Origin of the sequence: Neolewinella aquimaris (genome assembly GCF_014197245.1) — a bacterium.
Classification (GTDB): Bacteria; Bacteroidota; Bacteroidia; order Chitinophagales; family Saprospiraceae; genus Neolewinella; species Neolewinella aquimaris.
This window is the reverse complement of sequence record NZ_JACIFF010000001.1, coordinates 377,535-397,889: the sequence shown is the minus strand read 5'-3', so window position 1 is coordinate 397,889 and position 20,355 is coordinate 377,535. Positions and strand designations below refer to the sequence as shown.

Genomic DNA, 20,355 nt, shown 5'->3' with positions numbered 1-20,355 from the left:
TATTTGTTAACGTCTAGATTCTAACCATCACATAACGCATAATATATGTCAACCTCCTACCAGTTCGGCGAAGTGCTCAACCAAGTGAACAATACGCCCCGCAAAGAAACCATTATTCTCGGTGGCGGGTGCTTCTGGTGCGTCGAGGCCGTCTTCGTCGATATCGAAGGTGTCGAAAGCGTCGTCAGCGGCTACGCCGGCGGAACGGCCGAAACCGCTAACTACGAAGCGGTCTGCACCAAGCAAACCAAACACGTGGAAGTAATCCTCGTAGAATTCGACCCCACCGTTATCGACCGCAGGGATATTCTCGAAATATTCTTCGCGGCCCACGATCCAACTACGCCCAACCGTCAGGGAAACGACGTCGGGCCACAGTACCGCAGCGCCATATTCTACACCAGCGACGAACAGAAAGAAGCTGCTCAACAACTGATGAATGATCTGGTCCCCGAACTCTACGGAAAGCCGGCCGTTACCGAGCTTCATCCCTTCCAGGCCTTCTACCCGGCCGAGGGCTACCACCAGGATTACTATAACAAGGTCGGCGACCGCAACAGCTACTGTAGCTTCGTCATCACCCCCAAAGTGAGCAAGATAAGAAAGAAGTACAGCCACCGTCTTAAATCCCGCGCATGAAACTGTTAGCCAGCTTGCTTGTATTACTCCTTTTTACCGCCGCGGCAGCGGCGCAAAATTCATCCACTATGGATACCACCAGTTACAGCCTCGGCATCGTGCTGAGCCAGAACCTCAAACAGCAGGGCTTCGACAGCATCGACGCATCCAGCTTGGCGAAGGGATTTGAAGAAGGACTCAATGGCACCGCCAAGGTTACTCCCGAACAAGCCAATCAGTACATCCAGCAGCACGTTGAGAAGGCGGCGGCAAGCGCAGGAGCGGAAGCCCGCCAAGAGGGCGAAGCTTTCCTGGCACAAAACGCCAAGCGGCCCGAAGTAAAGGTGACCGATTCCGGCCTGCAGTATGAAGTGCTTAAGGAAGGTACCGGAGCAAGCCCCGCGGCAACCGAAACCGTGCGCGTCCACTACCACGGAACCCTGATCGACGGCAGCGTCTTCGACAGTTCCGTCGAACGCGGCGAAACGATTGAGTTTCCGTTGAACCGGGTTATCCCCGGTTGGACCGAGGGCGTGCAGCTGATGAAGGAAGGAGCAAAATACCGCTTCTTCATTCCTTACGATCTGGCTTACGGTCCCCGGGGATCGGCACCCGCAATCCCCCCGTATGCTGCCCTGATTTTTGACGTCGAACTGTTCGAGGTCAAGTAAAGCAGCGATCGATTAAAACTGAACGGGCCTTCCGGTGTCGATGCAACCCTTGTTGCCGGTGATCGGAAGGCCCTTTCTGTGTCTAGGCGACGGGCTCCGCAGCGGGAGCGGTGGCGATCAGTTGTTGGAAGAAGTCCGCTAACTCCTGGGTAGCACCCATTCCGTAGGCAGCGGCACTTAGCATAGATACGGTGACGATGAAAGTAACGACCCTTGCCTGGCGGCGGCGCTTGCGATCGTTCTTAAGGGTGATATAGCTCATATTTGGTACGTAATTGTAGGTCTTGCTGATTTAACGCTTAATATACTGAAAATCATATCCGTTACCCCGCCGGTTCACTCAATTTGGTGACACCGCCGGGCCCGCTTTACGGCGCGGGGCAAGATTGGCAGGGACCGGTATGTTTTCGGCAAGGATGAACTTTTCCACCCCGGGCCGGCTTGCTTAAAAAATTTAACACATGTCCCTAAACGATACCTACGTCTCCCTCAGCCGGGAGATTGCAGCCTCCGGCGCGCGAATGGTCGCCGTTACTAAAACGCATTCCGTTGAGGTCATTCAGTCACTCTACGATTTAGGTCACCGGGATTTTGGGGAAAATCGAGTAGCGGAGCTAGCCGAAAAACACGCCGCACTGCCGAAAGACATCAACTGGCACTTTATCGGTCACCTTCAGACGAAGAAGGCGAAGAACGTGGTCCCCCTGGCCCACCTGATCCACTCGGGCGACAGCCTCAAATTGCTGCGCGAACTGGACAAACGAGCGGGTGGAAACAGTGTGGACGTCCTGCTGCAGTACCACATCGCGGTGGAGGAAAGCAAGTACGGACTCACACGCAGCACCGGCGTGGAATTGTTAGACGACGTTTCCCGCCACCCGCTCCGGAATGTTCGGATCCTGGGGGTGATGGGTATGGCCACCTATACGGACGATCGGGATCTCGTAGCGGAAGAATTCCGTACCCTCCACGAAATTTATTCGGAAGTAAAGGAGACTTACTTCGAAGACAACCCCATGTTCACTGAGATCAGTATGGGAATGTCGGGCGACTACCGCATCGCCCTCGACCAGGGAAGCACCCTCGTCCGTATCGGTAGCCTGCTGCTCGGGGAGCGTCAGTAACGCCACGCCAGTATGCGCATCTGTTTGTTCCCCTGGGCCAGGCGGATCTCTTTCACTTCGGAAGCCTGCCGTTGTTCCAGGTGCGCAAGGGCCTGCTTTAGGTACCCCCGTTTGGAGACCAGGGTCGTAAACCAACCCACGCGTGAGGCATAGGTAGCACTTTCCTCGATCATGGTGCGCAGGAAACTCGGCTCGCCACCAACGGTCCAGAGTTCCCGGTCGGCCCCGCCAAAGGCCAGTCCCCCATCCGACCGACCCAGCTTTTCCCATTTCTTGCGGGCAGCCAACGTCGCCGCTTCGCGGCTGTCAAAAAATGGCGGATTGCACATGATAAGGTCGAAGGACTCCCCGTCAACAATAATGCCATCGAAGATGCGGGAGGGATCCGGCTGCTGCCTAACTTCAACCCGCCGCCGCAATGATGGATTAAACTGAATCAGGGCCCGGGCTACCTTTACGCTCGTTGCATTGATCTCACTCCCGACAAAAGACCAGCCGTACTCCCCCACCCCGAGAATCGGGTAGATCAGGCTTGCCCCGGTCCCGATATCGAGCACCCGCTTCGTATCCGGACATAAATCGTGGAGGGCATGTATGTAATCGAGGCGCCCGGGTATCGGTGGGGTGAGGTTTTCCGCCGGTATATCCCAGTGTTTGAGCTTGTAGTCGCGCAACAGCAGGGTTCGGTTCAGCAGGTACACCGCGCGGGGATGGCTGAAGTCGAGGGAAACCCGGTCGTCGGGCGTCACGGTCAGAAACGGCCTTAGTTCCGGTTCCAGCGCGCAGAGGGCGCTGAAGTCGTGCTGGTCTCGGTACCGGTTCTTTTCGTGCATGGTCGGGCAAAAGTAGGCACTTCTCTACGGTCACTTTAACGGGGGTAGTAGGTCCGCACCGTCTTACCTAATTTGGGCGCCATGGATACCCTCCCCCTCTCGCAACTCGCCGCCTTTATTCGCCGCGTCTTCGCCCTCAACCTGCCGGAAGCCATCTGGGTGTCGGCCGAACTGGCCCAGGTCAGTGGATCGAGGGGCCACACCTGGCTCACACTAGTCGAGAAGGCACCGGATTCGGGAGAGATCACTACCCAATTGGATGCGGTAGTGTGGGCCAGCGCCCTCAAAAAGATACGGAAGGAACACACCTCTAGAGTCATCGACGGCCTGCTCCGCGAGGGAATGTCGGTCAGACTCAAAGTCACTGCCTCGTTTCACGAACGCTTTGGGCTCAAACTGATCGTGGAGGACGTCGATCCCGCCCACACCATCGGTAGTCTGGAAAAAGCGCGGCAGGCTACCCTGGAAGCACTGAGTCGCGATGGCATCCTAGACCGCAACGCTTCCCTGCCCCTCCCCCCGGTACTGCAGCGGCTGGCGGTGATCAGTTCCGATACCGCCGCGGGACTGGTGGACTTCGACAGGCAACTGCGGGAAAACCCCTACGGATACGTATTCCACACCGACCTATACGGGGCCGCCATGCAGGGCGTGCAGACGGGCGAGGAAATCTCCTCCCGACTGCGGCAGATCGCGCGCCGCCGGGATGAATACGACGCCATCGTGATTGTGCGGGGCGGAGGCGGAAAAACCGACCTGGCGGCCTTTGACGAAGAGCAACTGTGCCGAGCGGTGGCCGCCGCACCGCTTCCCGTACTCGTCGGCATTGGCCACGAGATCGATACGACGGTGCTGGACCGGGTCGTACACCGCAGCCTGAAAACCCCGACCGCCGTCGCTGCTTTTTTGGTCGACAGCCTATTACGTGCGGAAGCGGGCTTGCTGGCCCTGGGTAGGTCGGTCGCCACTATCGTGGACCACTTAGGCAACCAGCAAGCAAACCGGCTCGACCGACTGCAATCCGGCATCCACCAGACCGCCCTGGCCTCCGTGAGTGCTGCGCACCTGCGCGCCGCCGCCCAGGAAAAACAGCTCAACGATGCGGCCCGCAGGGCGGTGGCAACGACCAGGCTGCAGCTGAATCATTACGATAAACTGTTGGAGGCGCTGCATCCCACGACCACGCTGAACCGCGGGTATGCCCTGGTGAGCCAGGCGGGCAGGCTGATCGTCGATCCTGCGGCAGTCAACACCGGTCCCGTGGAAGTCAGGCTCCGGAACGGCAAGGTCGTCCTGCGAAAGGAGGATTAATTACCGAAGCCGATCGATTTTTTGCTCAGCTTGTTGCTGCGGTAGAGCGCTGCCATGCGGATGGCGGTGACGGCGGCCTCGACCCCCTTGTTTCCGTGCTTTCCACCGGCGCGGTCCAGGGCTTGCTCATGAGTGTTGGGGGTGAGCACCCCGAAGATGTACGGTTTTCCGGTTGCGATGCTGAGGTTGACGAGCCCCTGACTTACGGCATTGTTGATGTACTCATCGTGCTGGGTTTCCCCCTTGATCACGCATCCAAGGCAGACGATGGCATCCAGCTTTTCCCGACTAGCGAGAAGGCGGGCGGCCGTGGGCAGTTCGAAGGTGCCGGGAACCTGTACGGTGTGAATGTTTTCCGCCTGGGCACCGTGCTTCACGAGGGTTTCGTAGCACCCCTCGTAGAGTGCGTGGGTGATGTCTTCGTTCCAGTCGGCTACCGCAATTCCGAAACTCATCGGGGCGGCATCGGGCAGGTTGTTTTCGTCGTAGGAGCTAAGGTTTTTGCGGGCGGAGGCCATGGGGGATATTTTGGGATGGATACACCCGTTGCGGGATCAATGTTGGCCCCGGGTTAAAATGGTAGCTTGTCGACGTCCACGTTTCCACCGGTCAGGATGATGCCTACTTCCTTTTCGGCAAATTCCTCGGGGTAGCGCAGTACCGCGGCGAGGGGCACGGCGCAGCTGGGCTCGACGATGATCTTCATCCGCTCCCAGATGAGGCGCATGGCGGCAACGATTTCCTGTTCCGAAACCAGAAAAATCTTGGGGACGTAGCGGTGAATCACTGCGAAGGTGCGCTCGCCCAGGTTCGTGCGCAGGCCATCGGCGACGGTCACGTTGGATTCGTTGATCTCGATTTTACCGCTTACGAGACTGCGGGCGGCATCGTCGACGGCCTCCGGTTCGGCACCGTAAACTTGCGCCTTTACGCTGAAGTAGCGAGCCGCCAGGGCGGTCCCGGCGAGTAGTCCTCCCCCACCCACGGGGGTGATGATGCAGTCCAATACTACGCTGGTGTCCTCGATCAGTTCCATTCCTGCCGTAGCCTGACCGGCGATCACCCCGTAGTCGTCGAAGGGGTGGATGAAGGCCGCACCGGTGCGCTCCACGACGGAGTCCAGGGCCTGTTGCCGCTCCCGGGGCGTGTTGTTGCAGTAAAAGATGGTAGCCCCGTAGCCTTCCACGGCGGCAATCTTTACCCGGGGAGCGTCGTGCGGCATCACGATGTAGGCGGGCACCCCGAGTTCCTGAGCGGCCCGGGCTACGGCCTGGGCGTGGTTGCCGCTGCTGTGGGTAGCCAGTCCGCGCAACCGTTCGGCAGGTGTAAAGCGCAGGGCGGCACTCGCGCCACCCCGCATCTTAAAGGCGCCAATCCGTTGAAAATTCTCGCACTTGAAGTACAACTTCGCCCCGGCCATCCGGTCGATGCTTCGGTTGGTCAGCACGGGGGTGCGGTGCACGAAGGGGTGAATGGCTTCGTGGGTCACCAGTAGGTCGGCCTGGTTAGGGATTACGTTAAGCGGCTGCAACTCGATCATCGGTACGAATAAATTTGGTTGTTCAGGGCTTGACGTAGCTGCCATCCACCAACTGCAGGACGTAAGCGCCGGTGAAGCCGGCCGCAAGCGCCCGGCGCTGCACCGATTCCGCCTGGGTGAGGGAGGTAAGTCCGTCGATGTAAAAAACGGTCAGGTCGCCCTTCTGCATACTGGCCAGGGTCCCGAGTGCCGTCGCCCGCTGCCGGTCAAAGTTTTCGGGTTTACCGAAGGCGCCCAACTGCACCCGGAACGGCGCATCGGTGGTCGTAACGGTGGGAGCCGGAGCGGCAAGAACAGCTGCTACTTGCGTTTCAGTGACCACAAAACTGCCCGCGTATCCCAAGTCCTTGACCTGGCTAGCCGCCGCGACCGCCTGCTCCCGATCGGCGAAGGTGCCCACCCGTACTTTGTACCGTCCGTCGGCCTCCACTGCGTACACCCGACCCAGGCTTGCAAGCTTGTCGAATGCAGTCAGGTCCGGCGCCGAGGCAACGCTGGCGACCTGGATGGCAAAGCCGGAGGGGGGAGCGACGAGGGAGGGCGACTCACCGTACGTCTGGGGGGCGGGTTCCGCTTGTGATTCTTCGGGCTGCACCTCAGTTGCCGGCGGGGCGACGGGATCGGCCACCGCTACGGACTGCGCCGGCAGCAGGAGTATGTTTCCAAAAAGGTCTGGATCGGCGGCGGCGGTGGTCGTTACCGGAAAACTCATGGGCTCGTACCCGGTGGCCTCCACCTGCACGTCATACACATTGTTGGGTTCCACCGCGAGGTAGTAGGCCCCTTCCGCGTCGGTCCGCATGTTGGTCACCGAGGCATCCCGCCTGCTGGTCACTTTAACCGCGGCGTCCGTTACCGGCCTGCCGGTCTGAATATCGGATACATACCCGCGAACCCTGCCGTACGGTACCGGCGTATTGCTCACTACGCCCTCCGGCACACCGGTGCTGATCGCGGAGGGTGAAGCCGCTTCCGCGGCGGACACTGCGGGGCTGATCAGCTCCAGCTGTACGGCATATATGTCCTCTTGCGTTGCGTCGCCCGTGCGATTGGACACGACGTATCCCTGTCCCGAGGCGGGGTCATAAATAAAGCCCATATCGTCGCGTGAACTATTTACCGCACCACCCAGGTGAAAGAGCGTCCCGGGACGACCGTTTTCCATACCGGCCCGAAATACGTCGTACGCCCCCAGTCCCTGGTGCCAGTTGCTGGAGAAAAACAGGCTGGAGCCATCGAAATACGGGGTGATCTCGTGTCCCTGGGTATTGACGGTCGGTCCGAGGTTCTCCGGCGCAACCTCCCAGTCATCGCCCAATTTTTTGACGCGGTAAAGGTCGTAGCCGCCCCACCCGCCCGGCCGGTCGCTGGCAAAGTAGATCGTAGTCCCGTCGCTTCCGAAACTACCGAAACCGGTATTGAAATCGTTGCCGTTGAAGGGTAGCGGCCGAACGTTGGTCCAGGCTCCGGCCTCGTTAACGTCCGCTACCATCAGGCTCAGCGTAATGCCGGCTTCGGGGATCATCCGGGTGCCGGGCGTGAAGTTGTTGCGACTGAATACGACCTGGGTGCCGTCGGGGCTGTAGCTGACCGGGCCGACGTTGCCGTTCTCCACCCGGTAACGGAAGACAACCGGGACGGGCGCTGAAAGGGCACCGCCATCCTCCACCACCGATACATAGGGCCGGTTTACGGCAACGCCACTGAAGTCTTCGTCAATGCGGGATGAGTTGAAGACCAGTTGGCCGGAGCGGGGGACGGTGGGACCGAAATCGGCCGCCGGGCTGTTCACGTTTACCGGGCGTACCGTAAACCCGGCGGACTCGTTGCGCTGCAGCACGGCAAAATCGCAACTCCTTGCGTAATGATTGCCGACGGTAGCCTCCGCTTCACGGGCGTAGGCCAGGTAGAGCGGTTGGGCCTGCTCGTATTCACCCAGCGCCTTAAGGGTGTGGGCGTAGGCCAGCAGGGTTTCCGGGGTGACCCGGCGGTCGTTGATTGCCCGTTCGTAGAACATGCGGGCCGTATCCAACTGATTGAGCATCCGGTAGGCATCGCCGAGGCGCGACAGGGTCTCCAGGTCGTCGTTGCGGTAAGCGAGGGCACGCCGGTAGCTCTGGATCGCGAGGTTGTAAGCGTGCAGCTCGAATTCTTTGTCGGCGGTACGCTTTTCGGTCCGGAACTGTGCCGTCACCGGAAGCGCAATACCGCAAAAAAAGAGGAGGGCGAGCAGGCGCGTGCAATGTTTCATTGATTCAAGGTAGGTCGCCCCAAACATAGGGATTTTCCACGCGTCACTTTTGGGCGGGGACGCAGGAGCGGGGCAACCGGAACCACCGGCAACCACCACCCCGGCGGTAGTTGAGCGGCGGGAAGCGTAGCTTTGTCGAAAACAGAGGCTATGAATGTGGACGAAGGCCTAGTATTGCGCCTAGCGGATCTATCAAAACTGGCGTTGCCCCCCGAAAGGGTGGAGCGACTGCGCACCGACCTGGTCAACATCCTGGCGATGGTAGAGAAACTGAACGAGCTCGACCTGGAAGGTGTGGAGCCCCTGCGCTACGTCACCGAAGTCGAGCAGGTGCTGCGTCCCGACCGGATCGGAAACCACCTCGACCGCAATAGCGCACTGGCAAACGCGCCGGACAGCGACGGGGAATACTTCAAGGTTCCCCGGGTCATTTAACTTTTTTATAACCCCATCCTACGCCTATGTCTGCCGTCATCGACATTAAATCGCTCACCAAGACCTATATCATGGGCCAGACCCAGGTAAGGGCCCTACGCGGTATCGACCTGCAGATCCTGACGAACGAGTACGTTGCGCTGATGGGCCCCTCGGGTTCGGGCAAGTCTACGCTGATGAACCTGCTGGGTTGCCTGGACACGCCGACATCCGGCACCTACCACCTCGACGGCAAAGACGTCAGTAAAATGGACGATACGGAGCTGGCCAATATCCGCAACGAGAAGATCGGCTTCGTCTTTCAGACTTTCAACCTCCTGCCGCGGCAGACCACCCTCGAAAACGTTGCCCTGCCCCTCGTCTACGCCGGACTGGGTCGTCGGGAGCGACAACAGCGTGCGGCGGAAGTCCTGGAGTCCGTCGGACTGGGCGATCGCCTCGATCACCGCCCCAATGAACTCTCCGGAGGACAGCGACAGCGGGTGGCCATAGCCCGGGCCCTCGTCAACCGGCCCGCCATCATCCTGGCCGACGAGCCCACCGGAAACCTGGACACCAAAACATCCATGGAGATCATGGGAATCTTTGAGGAAATCCAGAATCGGGGCAACACCGTGATCATCGTAACCCACGAACCCGACATCGCCGAGCACGCCCACCGTATCGTCCGTTTGCGGGATGGGGAGACGGAGAGCGACGAGCTGAACGAGCACATCATTCGGGCCAGCGATCCGAGCCACCGGTACAATCAGGCCTGACGTACTATCTTTGCCGCCCAGAAAAGTGGGATAGTATATATGAACCAACGTACAATTGCCGGCACAGTCTCCATTAGTGGGGTAGGCCTGCACACCGGTCAGCAAGTAAATCTGACCTTCAAATCCGCACCCACCGGTCACGGCGTTAAGTTCAAACGTACCGATCTGGACGAGCAGCCGCTCATGAACGTAGACGTCAACCGGGTGGTCAGTACCGAACGTTCGACGACCCTGGGTGGAGGATCCGCTACCGTCTCGACCATCGAACACCTGCTCAGTGCCCTGAGCGGTTTGCAGATCGACAACATTCTGATCGAGATCGACGGCGGTGAAGTACCGATTCTGGACGGCAGCGCAAGCCCCTACGTCGAAGTGCTCCAGCAGGTCGGCTTTGAAGAGCAGGACACTCCCCGCGACTACTTCGTGGTGGAGGAGCCCATCACCTTCCGCGACGAAACCACGGGTTCGGAGATCGTTGCCCTACCCTACGACGGATTCGAGGTCGTGAGCATGATCGACTTCGACAGTCCGGTGCTCGGACAACAGTACGCTACCCTGCGGGGCTACGAAGACTACGCCGAAGAGATTGCGCCCTGCCGCACTTTCGTTTTTCTACATGAATTGGAGGCCCTCTTCGAGCACGATCTCATCCGCGGGGGCGACCTGACCAACGCCATCGTAATCGCCGACCGTCACGTGCCGCAGCCCCGCCTCGATTCGCTTGCCCAGAAGATGGGGAAGGATACCGTGGAGGTGACCGAGCAGGGAATCCTCAATACCCTCGACCTAAAGTTTCACAACGAGCCGGCTCGCCATAAACTGCTCGATGTGATGGGCGACATCAGCCTACTCGGCGTACCGATCCGCGGGCGTATCCTGGCCACTAAGCCCGGACACCGCGTCAACGTCGCCTTTACCAAGCTGCTCAAAAAGGCGTACCTGGACCAGCGGCGCCTTAAGGGTCGCCCCCAGTACAATCCCAACGACGAGCCGGTTTATAACGTAGAGCAGATCCTGGAGATCATGCCCCACCGCTACCCTTTTCTGCTCATCGACAAGATCATCGAGAAGGGGGAAAACCACATTGTCGGGTTGAAGAACCTGTCGTTCAATGAGGCTTTCTTTCAGGGCCACTTCCCCGGCAACCACGTCATGCCCGGCGTTTTGCAGATCGAAGCCATGGCGCAGACCGGTGGTCTGCTGGTCCTTACCCAACAGGAAGATCCGGGCAATTGGGACACCTACTTTCTTAAAATTGAGAACGCGAAGTTCAAAAACTTCGTTGTCCCGGGAGATACCATTCTATTCAAGATGGAATTAATCGCACCCGTACGGCGGGGGATCTGCCAAATGCGGGGCACTGCTTACGTAGGCAACAAACTGGTATCGGAGGCTGACTTAGTGGCCCAAATCGTTCGCCGCAGCTAGACGTTCGGCCCTTTTTTCACCCTTTTTAACCCACCACATGTCCATTCATTCCCTGAGCGTCGTTCATCCCAACGCGAAACTAGGAGCCGGTGTAACCATAGGGCCCTTCACCACCGTCGAGGAAGATGTTGAGATCGGGGAGGGCTGTGAGATCGGTCCCAACGTTACGATCTATGGGGGCGCCCGCATCGGGAGAAACGTGCGGATATTTCCCGGAGCGGTGATCGCCGCCGTTCCTCAGGACCTCAAGTTTCGGGGAGAATACACCACGGCCGAGATCGGTGACGGTACGACCATCCGGGAGTACGTTACGATCAACCGCGGCACGGCCGCAGCCGGCACCACCCGCGTCGGCAGCAATTGCCTGCTAATGGCCTACGCCCACGTGGCCCACGACTGTATACTGGGCGACAACATCGTCATCGCCAACAACGTAAACCTGGCCGGGCACGTCGTACTGGAAGATTACGTGATCATCGAAGGACAGGTGGGCGTGCAGCAATTCGTTCGCATCGGACGACACAGCTTCATTGCCGGGGGAAGCCTGGTGCGCAAGAGCGTACCTCCCTACATCCGTGCCGCCCGCGAGCCCCTGAGCTACATCGGGGTCAACCGGATCGGGCTGCAGCGGCGGGGCTTCACCATCAACCAGATCAACGCGATCCACGAGATTTACCGTATTCTGTTCGTCAAGGGCCTGAATATCACCAATGCGGTGACCGAGATCGAGGCTTCGGTACCGGTATCGGACGAGCGCGACGAAGTGGTAAGCTTTATCGGAGCGACGGAAAAGACCGGCATCATCCGCAGCTTCCAGGCCCTGGACAATGGAAACTGATATTCCGCAATTACGGATCGAACTGCGGGAGGTATCGAAAAAGTTTGGACGGGAGTGGGTACTCAAACAGCATACCGCTACCTACGTATCCGGCGGCATCTACGGGATACGTGGGCGCAACGGCTCCGGAAAATCTACCCTGCTGCGAATCATTGCCGGACAACTCAGTCCCAGCCGGGGAGACTTAAAGTACACGATTTCCGGGCACGATATTCCGGTAGGCGATATCTTTCGCTACGTGAGTTGGACGGGCCCCTACCTCGAAATGGTCGAGGAACTTTCCGTTATTGAGCTGCTGGAGTTTAATTTTACCATGAAACCGCTTGTGGTTGGCCTTACTCCCCAGTCCATCTGCGAGCGGATCGGCCTCGGATCTTTCCGCGACCGAAAACTTACCGATTGCTCTTCCGGCATGCGGCAACGGGTGATGTTGGCCACCGCACTGTACGCGGCCACTCCCCTGCTGATCCTGGACGAGCCTACCGTAACCCTGGACTTTCCGGCCGCCGAGTGGTTCTTTGGGGAGCTCGACCGGTTCGCAACGGGCCGCCTTACCGTTATTGCCAGCAACGATGCACGGGACTTAGTGTCGTGCAGTTTAATTACCGACCTGTAGCATTCGTGCTTCCCCCACTAAATTCGGATATTACACCCACCTCACTGGGGTACCTATATGTTATTCAGCTACGCCGAAAAGAATACGCCCTTTATCCTGAGCCCGGATACCCTGGACTGGCACCTGGCCCGGGGATGGTACCGTATGGGATCTACCATCTTTACCACCCATTTCTTGTTTTTCAAGAACCGGCCGTATTCCGCGCTCTGGATACGGATCGACCTGCAAGACTTTGCTTTCTCCCGGAGCCAGCGCAAACTGCTGCGCAAGAACAGCCAACTGTTTACCACCGTCGTTGCTACCCGCACGATCGACGAAGAGCACGAAGACCTGTACGACCTGTACGCCGAACAGTTCGACGGCCGCCTCTCCCCCACCATTGCCGACAGCCTGGAAGACTACGACGGGGACGTGGTATTCAACACCTGGGAGGTGTCGGTGCGCGAGCGGGTCAGCGGCAAACTGGTGGCCAGTAGCTACTTCGATCTGGGCAATGAATCGGCCGCTAGCATCCTCGGCATCTTCGACCCCAACCTGCGCTCCTTCAGTCTGGGCTACTACACGATGTTGTTGGAAATTCAATTCTGTCTGGATCGCGGGATTCGCTACTACTACCCCGGCTACGTAGTACCGGGGTACGCCAGGTTCGACTACAAGCTCCGGCTCGGTACCGCCGAATACTTCGACATCCGTACCGATAAGTGGCAGCCTTACCGGGAGTTGGATCCGCTGCGGGAAGGTCCGGTGGAGGCTCAGGTACACGCGCTCACGAAGTTTGTGGAACTGTTCAATGACCTGGGGCACTCGGTGCAGCTCAAGGTATATCCGCTGTTCGAGGCCGGGCTGTACGACATTTGGAACGACGACTATTTCCCCTACCCCTACCTGGTGCCCCTGACCGAAATAATGGAAAAGGAAATCTTCGTGGTCGCCTACGATCCGAAAGACCGCAACTACTTCATGCTGGAATGCCGCCATATGGTCCAGACCCAGCTGTTGTTCAATGCTGAGTATCTCAAGACCTTTAGGGCGGAAGGATTCGTAACGGAACTACTCGCCGTACGCAGGATAATCGTGCGTACGCCCTCCGTCGAGCACATCGCCAAGGTTTGCGATGCCATGCGTCAGGTTCGCTAGCGGATTGAGGTTTAGGCCTTAGGCATTTCCGGAAGCTGGCAGTCCTCTTCGGGAGTTTTGCCGCACACATCGCATTTGCCGATCTTGTTTTTCAGCATCGGATTGTTGCTGGCGCAGGTGCCCCGAAACTCGTCACCGGTAATTAGATGCCGGATGTTGATCAGCACAAAGCTCAGTCCAAAAACGGCAAAAATGACGGCAAAGAGAGTGAGGAAGCTCATGTTCTAAGGTTTGTAAGGGGCAAAGATAGAACGACTTTCGCGCTGGGATGGTTGTACGACAAAAGAGGGTCCGAACTTTCGATCAGACCCTCCGGAAAAACACCTAAAACCCATATTCATATTGAGAGACACTTAATACTTTGGCGACGACTATACATGCCGTTTCCGGTCATGTGACGCAGCTCACCAAAAAAGGTCACCTCATGTTTTTCGTTTCATCGATCCAAGAATCGTTGCTCGTCGGAGCGTGTACCAGCTGGTAAATACATACGTATTTATTCGATGGAACCGTTTTGACAACCGGGCAATAATTCCCAGACATTCCAGAATTATTGGTTATGCTCCGTAAGATAGTATCAGATGACCTTTGGAAACAAGCCTGGCAGCTGATTTTTGAGGCCCTTAACACTCCTGACCATCCCTACGCTACTCCGGCGGTCGCCACTACCGACCCATACGGCGTTCCTAGACTACGCACCGTGGTGCTGCGCGACGCCGCCACGGAAGATCAATCTACCCTAAGGTGCTACACCGACATACGTTCCGTAAAGATGGATCACCTCAGGCGGGAGGGCGCGGAACTGTCCTGGCTTTTCTGGGATCCGGCTACCAAACTACAGCTCACCTGTGGTGGCCCCGCACTCCTGGTGAGAGACGAAGAGCGCCAACGGATCTTCAGTGAACTGCCGAAACACGGTCGTCGCGCCTACGCTACCCTACTTCCCCCGGCTGCCGGGTTGCCGGAAGCCCAGACCGGCCTGCCCGCCGACTGGGATGAGCGGACGCTCGCTGAAACGGATTACGCCGAAGCAAATTTTTGCGTGCTCGAAACCCAGCTGCGGTGGGGAGAGGTTCTGCAACTCAGTCGGCAGGGTAACGCGCGCCTGACGGCTACCAGAGCAGCCGGAGTGTGGAAACTGGACTGGATCGTCCCCTGAGCTACCGAAGTTCCCGGCAGATCGTAAGCCACTCCCGATCGATCAGCATGTCGATGGATGGCATTTTCCCCCGGGTCATCAATTCGCCGATCGCGGCGGTCTCGGCATCCCGTTTTACTCCGAGGCAGGCCTGAACGTGACGGTCCTTGATGTAAAATGCGAGGAAAGGTCCGTCGCCCGGCTCGCCGTCAAACACGATGCGATCGAAGTTCGTCGCGTGGCCCACGTAGCGGAAATTTGTGCCCTGCTGGTTCGACCAGAAGAAGGGAACCATATAGTAGGGTTGGGAATTTCCCGCCATGTTGCGCCCCGCTACGCGGCCCTGTTGAGCGGCTACCTTCCAGTGCTCAATGCGTACGAACCCTTCCCGGTCGGGATAGGTGGCAATGTCTCCCGCAGCCCAGGCATTTTTACCGTGGATGGCCAGGTGGCCGTCGACCTTCAGGCTACCGTCGTTCTGAAAGGCGATACCGCTTACGTAATCCGTCGTGGGTTTAACGCCGATGCCGACTACGACCAGGTCGGCGGGAAGGATCTCCCCGCTTTCCAGTTCCACTTCGCGGACTTTACCTTCTCCCCTGATTTCTTTCACCTCCCCACTCATCCGGAAGGTGACGCCGGCTTCTTCATGTAGCTGGCGGATGAAGCGTCCTACCTTTTCGCCAAAGGAGGGTTCGAAGAGAATTTTCTCCCGGGTAACCACCGTAATGTCTCCTCCCCGTTTACCGAGGCTCATTGCGGCCTCCAGTCCGATGAAACTGCCGCCGATGATCACTACCTTACTTCCCTCCCCGGTCGCTTCCCGGGCCAGGTGGGCGTCTTCGGCCTTGCGGAGGGTGTAGACGCCATCCAGGTCACTGCCCGGTACCTTGAGCTTCAGCGGCGTAGCCCCCGTTGCCAACAGGACCCGGTCGTAGCTCAGGGTATGGCCGTTCGGTAGCGTCACCGATTTTGCTTTCAGGTCGAGCCCCTGCACCTGCGTTCCCGCCAGAAAATTCACGTTGAGCTTGCGGTAAAATTCGGCCGACCGTAGGGGAAGTTTTTCGACCGGCATATCCTTTTCCAGGTAGGGTTTGCTGACCATGGTGCGGTCGTAGGGCGGTAAGCCTTCTTTAGCGATGAACAGGATGCTGCCCTCGGCATCCTCGCCGCGAATGGCCTCTACCGCGTAGGCTCCGGCGGCCCCACCGCCCACCACCAGGTAGTCAACCTGCTCGACGGTATCGATTTCCGGCAGGGTCCGTTCCGGCACCTTTTCGGGCCGGGGTTCCTCGACGGGTTCGTTGCTTACCGATATGTCGTCTCCGGTGACGCGGACGGCAAAGCGGGCCAGACCATCCATTCCGGGTGCCTCTATCTGCGCTCCGGTGCGGACATCGAAGCAGGCGTGGTGCCAGGGGCAGCGGACCCGGTGTTGGCACAGGGCACCCCCCGTAAGCGGAGCGCCGTAGTGGCTGCACTTGTTTTCTACCGCATAGACCTCACCGGCAACGTTGGCGAGCAGTACGTCGTACTCGCCCACCTTCACTTGGTGCATGTGGCCATCGGGTAACTGGGAGAGGGTGAATACCGGTGTCATGGGCGGTGATTTTGCTACTAAAACCGCCCTTCCGGCATTAGTTCACACCACTTCGATCAGCTTACCGTTCCCCGGTGAAATCATCTCCCCGAATGAGGTGACGGGATGCCCCTTGCGCTCACAAAACGCCCGAAATTCCTCCTCCGATTCCGGCGCAACGGCCACCAACAGGCCACCACTGGTTTGGGGATCGGCGAGCAACCACTTCTGCCGCTCCGTCGACAAGTTTACGTGGTCGCCGTAGCTGGCATAGTTGCGTTTGGTCCCTCCCGGAATGCAGCCGGCATTCAGGTAGTGGTCCAGGATTTCGGCATCGATGAGCGGCACCCGATCCATGTACATGGTCGCCCGGGTGTTGCTGGCCGTGCACATTTCGGTGAGGTGACCGAGCAAACCGAAGCCCGTGACGTCGGTCATCGCGTGCACGAAACTATGACGAGCGAGTTCCGGTCCGATGCGGTTGAGACGAACCATTTGTTCGGTAGCGAGCAGCGCATCTTCGCGACGCAGCAGCTTTTTCTTCTGGGCGGTACTCAGGATGCCTACTCCGAGCGGTTTGGTCAGGAAGAGCAGGTCGCCCGACCGTGCCCCGCCATTTTTCTTCAGGTGAGCGATGTCGACCCTACCGCTGACGGCAAGGCCGAAGATCGGTTCGGGACTGTCGATGCTGTGACCGCCGGCCAGGGGGATACCCGCTTCGGCGCAGGCCTGTCGGCCGCCCTCGACCACCTGTCCGGCCACCTCGGGGGGCAATTTATCGACCGGCCAACCCAGAATCGCGATAGCCAGCAAGGGTGTGCCACCCATGGCGTACACGTCGCTGATCGCATTGGTAGCGGCGATGCGGCCAAAGGTGAGCGGATCGTCCACGATGGGCATGAAGAAGTCGGTCGTACTGATGACGGCCGTACCGTCTCCGAGGTCGTACACCGCGGCGTCGTCCCGTTCGGCATTGCCGACCAGCAAGTTGGGGAAGGGTTCTCCCTTGGCCGTCTGGGCAAGAATACGGTCCAGCACGGCCGGAGCGATTTTACACCCGCAACCGGCGCCGTGAGAAAATTCGGTAAGCTTGACCATTAATAGTTCATCAGACTGGCATCGCGCTCGGGGGCACGGCGGTTCTTGCCCTTGGTGCGCTCGGCAAGACGGACGGCGGTGTAGGCGTTGGCTAAGCCACCGGTAGCGGATAATTCCGAAAATTTGATCTTCTCGTTTTCCGATCCGGGCTTGATTACTTCCAGGTTGACGGGCAGGGCGCTTTCCTCGATGATCTCTTTCACTTGTTTCGCCTTCAGGTCGGGGAAGTAACTGCGTACCAGGGCGGCAACTCCCGCCACCATCGGTGCGGCCATGGAGGTGCCGTCAAATTTGGCGTACTGGTCATCAGGGATCGTCGAATAGATCTGGGCACCGGGGGCGAATACGTCTACGTACTTTTTGTTGTAGTTGGAGAAGCCGGCGGCGAGTTGGTCGCCGTAGTCGCTGCTGGCGGCCCCCACTTCGATCCATGTCTTGCTGCTGCGCTTTTTGCCGTCGTAGGTATCGTTGGGGTAGTTGTTAGCCAGGGTAAGCAGTTTACCGTCGTTGCCGGCGGCGTGTACCATCAGTACGTCGCGCTTCTCGGCGTACTTCATGGCCGCGTCGACCTCCCTTTTGTAGGGGCTGATGCCCTTGCCGAAGCTCATGTTGATCACCTTTGCTCCGTTATCGACCGCGTACCGGATGGCGTTGGCCACGTCCTTGTCCCGCTCGTCGCCGTTGGGTACGGTACGGATGCTCATGATGCGCACGTTCGGTCCGCCTACTCCGTTCACGCCGATGCCGTTGTCACGTACTCCGGCAATGATGCCCGCTACGTGGGTGCCGTGGGCCGCATCGGGTCCTTCTACGTCGCTGTTGCCGTAATACCGCTCGTCGAGGTTCTCCGGGTTATCGCCGACGATCTCGCGGGCGTCGAAGTCTGTGTTGTAGTTGTACTTTATTTGGCCGTCGAAGTATTCGGTGCCCTGTTCGAACTGGTTGTACAGATCGGCAAAGCTTCCACCATTAGCCGCGGTGTTGGCTACGATGTTCTTGACGATCATGGTGATTTGGTCGTCGCCCTTGTACGCAGCGATGTCGTCGGAAGTGACCTCGTCGGCAGACTTGCCCATTTTGGCAAGCACCTGATCTAGTGCGCCCTTGATCATCGTAAACTGCTCCGCGGTGGGCCCGAGCTCGGCTTCCTTCGCCTCAATCTCCTCCTTGTACTGGAGGTAGGCGTCGTACTCTTTTTTCTCCTTCTTGCTCAGTCCGTCCCGGTTGCGGTTGTTGTACTTGGCGTGAAGTTTGTTGTACATCCGTACCACTTCCAGGTTTTCGTAGTTGACGTTGCGGCCGTCGGCACCACCGATGAAATTCCAGCCATGGATGTCGTCGACGTAGCCGTTGTTGTCGTCGTCGATGCCGTTTCCGGGGATTTCGTTGGGATTGGTCCAGATGACGTCCTTCAGGTCTTCGTGCTCGATGTCGACGCCGGAATCGATGACGGCGACCACCACTGTTTCCGCTTTCTTACCTTCGAGGTAGGCGTTGGCCTTCGCTGCACTCACACCGGGAAAGGTATTGTCCGTGCGGTCGAGTTCCCACCAGTTGTTGGGGGTTCCAGCTTCCTGGGCACCGAGGGTTACCGCACACGAAAGTGCAAGCAGAAAAAAAAGCTGTTTCATCATTTGGTTATTTTGGCGCAAGGTAAACACTTCCCCCCCGTCGTTCGGTTGTGGCGGGGCCGCGGGAGCAGGGTTCACACTGAATGCCAAGCTAACGGGTGAGCAGCCGGAGCGTTTATTAGGGGAAGGTTAAAGTCGTTACTGCACATTCACCGGCAGGAAGTCCGGCTGGCACGGCTGTTTCCTCCCGGCGGGGACGGACGGCACCTCATTCCACAATCATCACGTTGAATTTTCCGTCCGTAAATTCCAGGGTGCCGCTTTCGTCCACAATGCCCATAACCATGGAAAAGGTACCCGCCGCGGACGGGCCGTTCGGCCCGTCGTAAAATTCTATATTCAGGGTACCCATTTCTGCGGCGGTTTGTCCACTTAGCAAGTAGTTGTTCGTTTCGTCTACGTATAGTGCGGACAAGCACGGGATACCGGGGCTGCTGCTGCAGTCTGGGTCGTAATCGTACTGACCGGACAGCATTTCATCCTCACTGGTTTGGAACAGGTAGATTGAAAAGGTCTTCTGGCTACTAAGACCGGCATCCGTGAGCGCTGAGATGGATAGCGTTCGGAAGCCCCCTCCTACCGATTGGGCACCAAAGGAGGCGGTTGCCTTCCAGATGTTGCCGTCGATGCGGGTCTGTAGTTCTCCGATCTGCAGGTTACGGGCTGCGGAAAGATCGCCGCCGTCCTGGTCGTCGCCGCCGCCGTCGCAGGTGGAGAATAGAAATAACAGCAAGGTCAGATGAAGTAGCGTTCTCATAGGTGGTTGATTGTACCAACCTAAGCAGGAACTGCGCTTTCCACTGCGGATGAAAAACTGAATCTGACCGCCCGAATGAGCCAAAACTTTGACCGGGGGACAAGATGAATGGCGTGAAAGTGCAAGCGGTGCTTCGAATGTGACGGCAAAATCAAGCTCCACATCGCCTACCCAGAACAGCGAATACCGGCAAAAAAATTACTCGAAGTGGGGAAATTTAGCTTTCTGAACCCCCATGTGAAAGGTCAATGCTCTGCCACCGCTGGCTATGGGAAAGGTACACCAACCGGCTCCTTAGGATAAAGTGATGTGCATAGTGCGAGGGGTCGGGCCCCTACTTGGATAAAAACTACCGGGATGCACCAGACGAGCCAACGGCGGCATGATTAATAGAGCGTTGTTTTTAGGTTACCAAACACCAATTAAAAGTTATTTAATGCTATTCGCGAGTACGAACATACTACTTTATGTGACAACATACAAGTGTTGTTTCAAAGGCAGCCGTATGCCAGGCGGCAGTTAATAGTGCGTCCCCGCCCGAACGAAAACGTTCCGTTAACACAATAAGGGGCTATGCCAAGCGGGAAAGCCG

21 protein-coding genes are annotated in these 20,355 nt (G+C 58.2%); 11 read left to right on the top strand and 10 right to left on the bottom strand.

Going from position 1 to position 20,355, the window contains the following annotated elements:
• Window positions 1–45 precede the first annotated feature (45 nt).
• On the top strand, window positions 46–639 hold the full coding sequence (gene msrA, locus GGR28_RS01620; RefSeq protein ID WP_183493965.1) for a peptide-methionine (S)-S-oxide reductase MsrA: 594 nt from the start codon (window positions 46–48) through the stop codon (window positions 637–639).
• A gap of 68 nt (window positions 640–707) precedes the next feature.
• On the top strand, window positions 708–1,289 hold the full coding sequence (locus GGR28_RS01615; RefSeq protein ID WP_183493964.1) for an FKBP-type peptidyl-prolyl cis-trans isomerase: 582 nt from the start codon (window positions 708–710) through the stop codon (window positions 1,287–1,289).
• 82 nt (window positions 1,290–1,371) lie between these two features.
• On the opposite strand, the gene GGR28_RS01610 is transcribed toward GGR28_RS01615, so the two are convergent.
• Window positions 1,372–1,551: a hypothetical protein gene (locus GGR28_RS01610; RefSeq protein WP_183493963.1), complete on the bottom strand. Its 180-nt coding sequence runs from the start codon at window positions 1,549–1,551 to the stop codon at window positions 1,372–1,374.
• A 199-nt stretch (window positions 1,552–1,750) separates the two neighbouring features.
• Here GGR28_RS01610 and GGR28_RS01605 point away from each other — a divergent pair, with 199 nt between their 5' ends.
• Complete coding sequence (locus GGR28_RS01605) at window positions 1,751–2,413, top strand: YggS family pyridoxal phosphate-dependent enzyme (protein ID WP_183493962.1); 663 nt, start codon at window positions 1,751–1,753, stop codon at window positions 2,411–2,413.
• On the opposite strand, the gene rlmF is transcribed toward GGR28_RS01605, so the two are convergent.
• Window positions 2,407–3,246 (bottom strand): 23S rRNA (adenine(1618)-N(6))-methyltransferase RlmF, encoded by an 840-nt coding sequence (gene rlmF, locus GGR28_RS01600; RefSeq protein ID WP_183493961.1) that lies wholly within the window; start codon window positions 3,244–3,246, stop codon window positions 2,407–2,409. The two genes, GGR28_RS01605 and rlmF, sit on opposite strands and share 7 nt — an antisense overlap.
• 81 nt (window positions 3,247–3,327) lie before the next feature.
• Here rlmF and xseA point away from each other — a divergent pair, with 81 nt between their 5' ends.
• Window positions 3,328–4,557: an exodeoxyribonuclease VII large subunit gene (gene xseA / locus GGR28_RS01595; protein WP_183493960.1), complete on the top strand. Its 1,230-nt coding sequence runs from the start codon at window positions 3,328–3,330 to the stop codon at window positions 4,555–4,557.
• Here xseA and ribH read toward each other — a convergent pair.
• From ribH to GGR28_RS01580, 3 genes are read right to left on the bottom strand one after another with little or no spacing between them, the layout of a single operon-like run.
• A complete protein-coding gene (ribH, locus tag GGR28_RS01590) occupies window positions 4,554–5,075 on the bottom strand; it encodes a 6,7-dimethyl-8-ribityllumazine synthase (protein WP_183493959.1) in 522 nt (173 codons plus the stop codon). The two genes, xseA and ribH, sit on opposite strands and share 4 nt — an antisense overlap.
• A gap of 53 nt (window positions 5,076–5,128) precedes the next feature.
• Window positions 5,129–6,097 carry a threonine ammonia-lyase gene (locus GGR28_RS01585; protein WP_183493958.1) on the bottom strand — a complete coding sequence of 323 codons (969 nt, stop codon included), beginning with the start codon at window positions 6,095–6,097 and terminating at the stop codon, window positions 5,129–5,131.
• A gap of 22 nt (window positions 6,098–6,119) precedes the next feature.
• Window positions 6,120–8,348, bottom strand: a complete 2,229-nt coding sequence (locus GGR28_RS01580) for an SPOR domain-containing protein (protein WP_183493957.1) — start codon at window positions 8,346–8,348, stop codon at window positions 6,120–6,122.
• 150 nt (window positions 8,349–8,498) lie between these two features.
• On the opposite strand from GGR28_RS01580, the gene gatC reads away from it, so the two are divergent.
• From gatC to GGR28_RS01550, 6 genes are read left to right on the top strand one after another with little or no spacing between them, the layout of a single operon-like run.
• The gene (gene gatC, locus GGR28_RS01575; RefSeq protein WP_183493956.1) at window positions 8,499–8,783 is read left to right on the top strand and encodes an Asp-tRNA(Asn)/Glu-tRNA(Gln) amidotransferase subunit GatC; all 285 of its coding nucleotides are present in this window, start codon (window positions 8,499–8,501) and stop codon (window positions 8,781–8,783) included.
• 26 nt (window positions 8,784–8,809) lie between these two features.
• Window positions 8,810–9,541, top strand: coding sequence for an ABC transporter ATP-binding protein (locus GGR28_RS01570; protein ID WP_183493955.1), 732 nt, complete (start codon window positions 8,810–8,812; stop codon window positions 9,539–9,541).
• 39 nt (window positions 9,542–9,580) lie between these two features.
• Window positions 9,581–10,969: a bifunctional UDP-3-O-[3-hydroxymyristoyl] N-acetylglucosamine deacetylase/3-hydroxyacyl-ACP dehydratase gene (locus GGR28_RS01565; RefSeq protein ID WP_183493954.1), complete on the top strand. Its 1,389-nt coding sequence runs from the start codon at window positions 9,581–9,583 to the stop codon at window positions 10,967–10,969.
• A gap of 37 nt (window positions 10,970–11,006) precedes the next feature.
• A complete protein-coding gene (lpxA, locus tag GGR28_RS01560; RefSeq protein ID WP_183493953.1) occupies window positions 11,007–11,807 on the top strand; it encodes an acyl-ACP--UDP-N-acetylglucosamine O-acyltransferase in 801 nt (266 codons plus the stop codon).
• Window positions 11,797–12,423, top strand: a complete 627-nt coding sequence (locus GGR28_RS01555) for an ABC transporter ATP-binding protein (RefSeq protein ID WP_183493952.1) — start codon at window positions 11,797–11,799, stop codon at window positions 12,421–12,423. Before lpxA ends, GGR28_RS01555 begins: the two co-directional genes overlap by 11 nt.
• Before the next feature lie 57 nt (window positions 12,424–12,480).
• Window positions 12,481–13,560: a GNAT family N-acetyltransferase gene (locus GGR28_RS01550; RefSeq protein WP_183493951.1), complete on the top strand. Its 1,080-nt coding sequence runs from the start codon at window positions 12,481–12,483 to the stop codon at window positions 13,558–13,560.
• A gap of 11 nt (window positions 13,561–13,571) precedes the next feature.
• Here GGR28_RS01550 and GGR28_RS01545 read toward each other — a convergent pair whose 3' ends face one another.
• Entirely contained in the window at window positions 13,572–13,781 is a 210-nt protein-coding gene (locus tag GGR28_RS01545) for a hypothetical protein (RefSeq protein ID WP_183493950.1), read from the bottom strand.
• 338 nt (window positions 13,782–14,119) lie between these two features.
• Between GGR28_RS01545 and GGR28_RS01540 the strand changes: the two genes are divergently transcribed.
• Complete coding sequence (locus GGR28_RS01540) at window positions 14,120–14,719, top strand: PNPOx family protein (protein ID WP_183493949.1); 600 nt, start codon at window positions 14,120–14,122, stop codon at window positions 14,717–14,719.
• Between the two features lies 1 nt (window position 14,720).
• Here the strand turns inward: GGR28_RS01540 and GGR28_RS01535 are convergent, their stop codons facing one another.
• The 4 genes from GGR28_RS01535 to GGR28_RS01520 form a co-directional block, all read right to left on the bottom strand.
• Window positions 14,721–16,298: an apoptosis inducing factor family protein gene (locus GGR28_RS01535; RefSeq protein ID WP_183493948.1), complete on the bottom strand. Its 1,578-nt coding sequence runs from the start codon at window positions 16,296–16,298 to the stop codon at window positions 14,721–14,723.
• A gap of 42 nt (window positions 16,299–16,340) precedes the next feature.
• The gene (selD, locus tag GGR28_RS01530) at window positions 16,341–17,375 is read right to left on the bottom strand and encodes a selenide, water dikinase SelD (RefSeq protein ID WP_183493947.1); all 1,035 of its coding nucleotides are present in this window, start codon (window positions 17,373–17,375) and stop codon (window positions 16,341–16,343) included.
• On the bottom strand, window positions 17,375–19,009 hold the full coding sequence (locus GGR28_RS01525) for a S8 family peptidase (RefSeq protein ID WP_183493946.1): 1,635 nt from the start codon (window positions 19,007–19,009) through the stop codon (window positions 17,375–17,377). The genes selD and GGR28_RS01525 overlap by 1 nt, the downstream gene beginning before the upstream one ends.
• Window positions 19,010–19,214: 205 nt before the next feature.
• On the bottom strand, window positions 19,215–19,763 hold the full coding sequence (locus tag GGR28_RS01520; protein ID WP_183493945.1) for a hypothetical protein: 549 nt from the start codon (window positions 19,761–19,763) through the stop codon (window positions 19,215–19,217).
• Window positions 19,764–20,355: the final 592 nt, after the last annotated feature.

Coding starts and splice junctions, on each gene's coding strand:
- msrA (WP_183493965.1), top strand. CDS start 46: ATGTCAACCTCCTACCAGTTCGGCGAAGTGCTCAACCAAGTGAACAAT.
- GGR28_RS01615 (WP_183493964.1), top strand. CDS start 708: ATGGATACCACCAGTTACAGCCTCGGCATCGTGCTGAGCCAGAACCTC.
- GGR28_RS01610 (WP_183493963.1), bottom strand. CDS start 1,551: ATGAGCTATATCACCCTTAAGAACGATCGCAAGCGCCGCCGCCAGGCA.
- GGR28_RS01605 (WP_183493962.1), top strand. CDS start 1,751: ATGTCCCTAAACGATACCTACGTCTCCCTCAGCCGGGAGATTGCAGCC.
- rlmF (WP_183493961.1), bottom strand. CDS start 3,246: ATGCACGAAAAGAACCGGTACCGAGACCAGCACGACTTCAGCGCCCTC.
- xseA (WP_183493960.1), top strand. CDS start 3,328: ATGGATACCCTCCCCCTCTCGCAACTCGCCGCCTTTATTCGCCGCGTC.
- ribH (WP_183493959.1), bottom strand. CDS start 5,075: ATGGCCTCCGCCCGCAAAAACCTTAGCTCCTACGACGAAAACAACCTG.
- GGR28_RS01585 (WP_183493958.1), bottom strand. CDS start 6,097: ATGATCGAGTTGCAGCCGCTTAACGTAATCCCTAACCAGGCCGACCTA.
- GGR28_RS01580 (WP_183493957.1), bottom strand. CDS start 8,348: ATGAAACATTGCACGCGCCTGCTCGCCCTCCTCTTTTTTTGCGGTATT.
- gatC (WP_183493956.1), top strand. CDS start 8,499: ATGAATGTGGACGAAGGCCTAGTATTGCGCCTAGCGGATCTATCAAAA.
- GGR28_RS01570 (WP_183493955.1), top strand. CDS start 8,810: ATGTCTGCCGTCATCGACATTAAATCGCTCACCAAGACCTATATCATG.
- GGR28_RS01565 (WP_183493954.1), top strand. CDS start 9,581: ATGAACCAACGTACAATTGCCGGCACAGTCTCCATTAGTGGGGTAGGC.
- lpxA (WP_183493953.1), top strand. CDS start 11,007: ATGTCCATTCATTCCCTGAGCGTCGTTCATCCCAACGCGAAACTAGGA.
- GGR28_RS01555 (WP_183493952.1), top strand. CDS start 11,797: ATGGAAACTGATATTCCGCAATTACGGATCGAACTGCGGGAGGTATCG.
- GGR28_RS01550 (WP_183493951.1), top strand. CDS start 12,481: ATGTTATTCAGCTACGCCGAAAAGAATACGCCCTTTATCCTGAGCCCG.
- GGR28_RS01545 (WP_183493950.1), bottom strand. CDS start 13,781: ATGAGCTTCCTCACTCTCTTTGCCGTCATTTTTGCCGTTTTTGGACTG.
- GGR28_RS01540 (WP_183493949.1), top strand. CDS start 14,120: ATGCTCCGTAAGATAGTATCAGATGACCTTTGGAAACAAGCCTGGCAG.
- GGR28_RS01535 (WP_183493948.1), bottom strand. CDS start 16,298: ATGACACCGGTATTCACCCTCTCCCAGTTACCCGATGGCCACATGCAC.
- selD (WP_183493947.1), bottom strand. CDS start 17,375: ATGGTCAAGCTTACCGAATTTTCTCACGGCGCCGGTTGCGGGTGTAAA.
- GGR28_RS01525 (WP_183493946.1), bottom strand. CDS start 19,009: ATGATGAAACAGCTTTTTTTTCTGCTTGCACTTTCGTGTGCGGTAACC.
- GGR28_RS01520 (WP_183493945.1), bottom strand. CDS start 19,763: ATGAGAACGCTACTTCATCTGACCTTGCTGTTATTTCTATTCTCCACC.